6 protein-coding genes are annotated in these 3,123 nt (G+C 64.0%); 1 reads left to right on the forward strand and 5 read right to left on the reverse strand.

Annotation, left to right across the window (positions count from 1 at the left end):
- Positions 1-264: 264 nt before the first annotated feature.
- On the forward strand, positions 265-570 hold the full coding sequence (locus tag Q1B16_RS22155) for a helix-turn-helix transcriptional regulator (protein ID WP_299568024.1): 306 nt from the start codon (positions 265-267) through the stop codon (positions 568-570).
- Between the two features lie 28 nt (positions 571-598).
- Here Q1B16_RS22155 and Q1B16_RS22160 read toward each other — a convergent pair whose 3' ends face one another.
- From Q1B16_RS22160 to Q1B16_RS22180, 5 genes are read right to left on the reverse strand one after another with little or no spacing between them, the layout of a single operon-like run.
- Entirely contained in the window at positions 599-1,951 is a 1,353-nt protein-coding gene (locus tag Q1B16_RS22160; protein ID WP_299794558.1) for a DUF4942 domain-containing protein, read from the reverse strand.
- Positions 1,948-2,163, reverse strand: a complete 216-nt coding sequence (locus tag Q1B16_RS22165) for a hypothetical protein (protein ID WP_299568022.1) — start codon at positions 2,161-2,163, stop codon at positions 1,948-1,950. The genes Q1B16_RS22160 and Q1B16_RS22165 overlap by 4 nt, the downstream gene beginning before the upstream one ends.
- Positions 2,163-2,369 carry a hypothetical protein gene (locus tag Q1B16_RS22170; protein WP_299568021.1) on the reverse strand — a complete coding sequence of 69 codons (207 nt, stop codon included), beginning with the start codon at positions 2,367-2,369 and terminating at the stop codon, positions 2,163-2,165. The genes Q1B16_RS22165 and Q1B16_RS22170 overlap by 1 nt, the downstream gene beginning before the upstream one ends.
- Positions 2,366-2,818 (reverse strand): hypothetical protein, encoded by a 453-nt coding sequence (locus tag Q1B16_RS22175; RefSeq protein ID WP_299568020.1) that lies wholly within the window; start codon positions 2,816-2,818, stop codon positions 2,366-2,368. The genes Q1B16_RS22170 and Q1B16_RS22175 overlap by 4 nt, the downstream gene beginning before the upstream one ends.
- Positions 2,819-2,820: 2 nt before the next feature.
- Complete coding sequence (locus Q1B16_RS22180) at positions 2,821-3,042, reverse strand: hypothetical protein (RefSeq protein WP_299794563.1); 222 nt, start codon at positions 3,040-3,042, stop codon at positions 2,821-2,823.
- Between the last annotated feature and the right edge of the window lie 81 nt (positions 3,043-3,123).

Raw genomic sequence — 3,123 nt, forward strand, 5'->3', positions numbered from 1 at the left:
TTGGATCAGGAAGGCCAGGATCGCAGGGTGCGGGGCGCAGGCCGCCCGCCGGCCGGAGCCTAGAGCGCGGTGACACGACGCCCGGTCAGGGCGGCGGGGCAGGGGCCATAACGTCGAGGGGGCTACCGCCCCCGGCGCGTTCCGCGCCTCCCCCGTGGATATTTAGAGAAAGATGAATGGTTGCCGAAAGCGGCATGTAATGTATGCTGACCATCTAACGGCCAGACAACCTACAGACTGCACAGAAAAATAGAGGTCAGACCTATGACACCGAACGACGCCGCGTCGGGCGAAGAAAAGATCGAGACGCGCGGCCGCAAGGTCGAGGTCGTCGAGCTGGGCAAGACGCACGACAGGGTGGCGCGGCTCAAGCACTTGCGGACATGCGCCAACATGAGCCAGCCGCAGATGGCGGAAAAGATCGGCGCGACGTTCCGCACCTACTGCAAGATCGAGGCGGGCGAGCGCGACCTGAAAGCGGACGAACTCGCGATCCTGCTAGAGCATTGCGGTGCCGACGCGAACTGGTTCCTGTTCGGAACCGGATCGAAGGAAGCCAAGCGGAAATGAGACCGGCGGGGCGTAAGCCCCGCCAGGATCAACCGGGCTTGCGCCAGACACAGAACCCGGTCGGAATGTTCGTGCCGCTCTCCGCGAAACTGCCAACGGGAAGGTCACGCCATTCGCCGATGGTGTTGGCGTGGTCATAGTGGGCGGTGGCGGGCAGGATGCAGGCCAGCCGCCCGCCGGGGCGCAGGAACTTCGCCGCGTGGTCGAGATGCTTCTTGTAGTGCTGCCCGTAGAAGGGCGGGTTCATCACGATCACGTCGAAGCGCGGATCGGGCGCGACCTGTAGGAAATTGGCGGTCATAACGTGATGGCCCTTGGCGCGGGCCTGTCCCGCGCGGCCCGCGTCATACTCGATGCCGGTCACGGTCAACGGATCGCGGCGGCGGTAGCTGTCCGGCTGGTCGTGCCAGTCGGCCAGAAGGTCCATGATCCGACCGTCGCCGCATGAAGGCTCAAGGATCGTCTCGCCGCCCGACAGGTGCAGCGCGTCGATCATGGTCTGCGCGGCGGCGCGCGGTGTCGGGTAGAATTGCAGATCGCGCGAAACCTCCGTGCTTGGCCGCTTGGTCTGCGCCTCGGACGGGGCGTCGGGCAGAACCTCACCGTAGAACTCGGCCAAGGCGCGGTTTATATCGAGCAAGCCCTGCGCGTCGAAGATCAGGTGCGCGTTGCCGTTCTTGAACACGCGGATGATGCCGCCGCAGAAGTCGGATTCGCCGTGCCGCTCGGCCTCGTCCATCATGTTCGCGAACTCGGCATATTCGTAGCGCGGCTGGCCGCGATAGACGCGAAGGGCATTGAGCGTGTCCTTCACGCGCTCCTTGCCCCATCCGCTCCATCCGGTGACGGATGAAACGATGATCCGCTTGGGCAGGCCGGAAACCCCGATCCTGACGCGGCTGTGGCTCTTGTAGGCCGGGTCAAGGTCACAGAAACATTCGGCCAGTCCTTTGAGGACGTGAAAGCGCGGGTCGAGAAGATACGGCCCGAAAATCTCGCGGATGTTCTCGATGGTGAAGGGCAGGGGGGTGGTCAGTTTCAGGTCGAGCTGTTGGCGGTCCTTGGCGCTGGCGACCGCCTCGATGTTCAACCCCTCGTAAACATGCCGCCATGCGGACCGCAGAAGGGCCAGGCGCACGTCGCGCTCGTATAGGCGCGGCTCGTTGGCGAAGGGGTTGGCACCATAGGCCCCGCCTATGGTGCTGGCGAGTTTGAGGGCGTCCGTGACGCGCTCGAACTCGCCGATCCGCTCGGGGATACTCCCGGCCTTGTCGTCGTAGTCCGCGACGATTTCGGCCAAGCTGCGCCGAAGGGCAGGGGCGCTGTGCGCCTCCTGCTCCGGGGTTTCTCCGATACGCGAAAACCCGTAGTGCTTGGTCATGCCCGGCCCTCCGGCGCGGCGGGCGGGGCGATGAAGGCAAAGCCTCCGCCGTTGCCCTCGGGGTCGCGCGACAGGCTGACTTCCAGCGTTTCCCCGTCCGGGGCTTTCACGGTGAAGGTGGGGAACGGCTCGTCGCCGAACTCGTCGGCGTCCATCCGAAAGCCGGTAACGGTGAAGCCGACAAGCTGACGGTAGTAGGCGATCATGTCCATCAGCCGACCTCCCCGCCATTGAGACGGTCGCAAAGGGCGTCGATCTGGTCTTCGGTGATCGGGTCGAACTCTCCGCAATCGGTCAGGATGTGGTGCAGAAGCGTCGGAACCTCCAATTCCGACTGCAACATGCGAAGGCCGGTCAGAACCGCCGCCAACTCGACGCGATCCAGCGATACGCCGGTCATGTTGAAAAGCGCGCTCATGCCACGTCCTCCTGCTTGATGATTTTCCCGGCGGGGCCGATGAAGCGGCCACCCGACGAACTGGTCTGGCCGGTCGCCAGAATGTCGCTCGGCGTCATGCGGGGCGGAAAGATCGTGCCGCTGTTCTTGTCGGCACATGCGAAGATCCAGCCTCCCGTTCCGTTTTCGGCGCGGTAGGCAATCGCTTCCTCGGCGGTGTCGAAGAAATGGATGCTCTCGCGGCTGCTGGCCGGGGCGCTTGCCGCGTCCGTCCAGTCGTCGGCCCATTCGTCCATCGTGGCGATGGTGATGCCGTCCGGGTTCTTGAGGGTCAGGACCGGCTTGATGGTCGCGGCGCGGTGGTGGTCGCGCCCGATCATGCGAAGGGTGATTTCGCTCGTGCCGTAGATGGCCTGCGGATAGGGCTGGCCTTCGTAGTCGGCCTGCATGGTGAAAAGACGTGCGGACATGCTCATGCCTCCACTTCAAAGGTGACGGTCTCGCCGTCCACGGTGTAGGGAACTTCCTTGGACAGAAGCCGCTCGATGGCGTCGGTCGGGACGCCTGCGAAGGTTTCGCCGATCACTTTGAGCATCTGCGGGCGGTCAGCCTCGAACGCATAGCCGTTGATGGCCCATGCGATCAGGCCGGGGGTGTGAACCATCGGGGATGATTGCAAACGGTAGGTGGTCATAAACTCGGTCCTTTGTGGTGGTGGCGCGGGGTGCTTTGGTGCGCCCCTTTCGCCCCTCCTTTTTACCTTGTTTATATGGCC

The sequence above is a fragment of the uncultured Marivita sp. genome (genome assembly GCF_947488135.1).
In the GTDB taxonomy this organism is placed as follows: domain Bacteria; phylum Pseudomonadota; class Alphaproteobacteria; order Rhodobacterales; family Rhodobacteraceae; genus Marivita.

Excerpts from the sequence above, each read along its gene's own strand:
- Q1B16_RS22160 (WP_299794558.1), bottom strand. The coding sequence starts at position 1,951 with ATGACCAAGCACTACGGGTTTTCGCGTATCGGAGAAACCCCGGAGCAG.
- Q1B16_RS22180 (WP_299794563.1), bottom strand. The coding sequence starts at position 3,042 with ATGACCACCTACCGTTTGCAATCATCCCCGATGGTTCACACCCCCGGC.
- Q1B16_RS22175 (WP_299568020.1), bottom strand. The coding sequence starts at position 2,818 with ATGTCCGCACGTCTTTTCACCATGCAGGCCGACTACGAAGGCCAGCCC.
- Q1B16_RS22165 (WP_299568022.1), bottom strand. The coding sequence starts at position 2,163 with ATGGACATGATCGCCTACTACCGTCAGCTTGTCGGCTTCACCGTTACC.
- Q1B16_RS22155 (WP_299568024.1), top strand. The coding sequence starts at position 265 with ATGACACCGAACGACGCCGCGTCGGGCGAAGAAAAGATCGAGACGCGC.
- Q1B16_RS22170 (WP_299568021.1), bottom strand. The coding sequence starts at position 2,369 with ATGAGCGCGCTTTTCAACATGACCGGCGTATCGCTGGATCGCGTCGAG.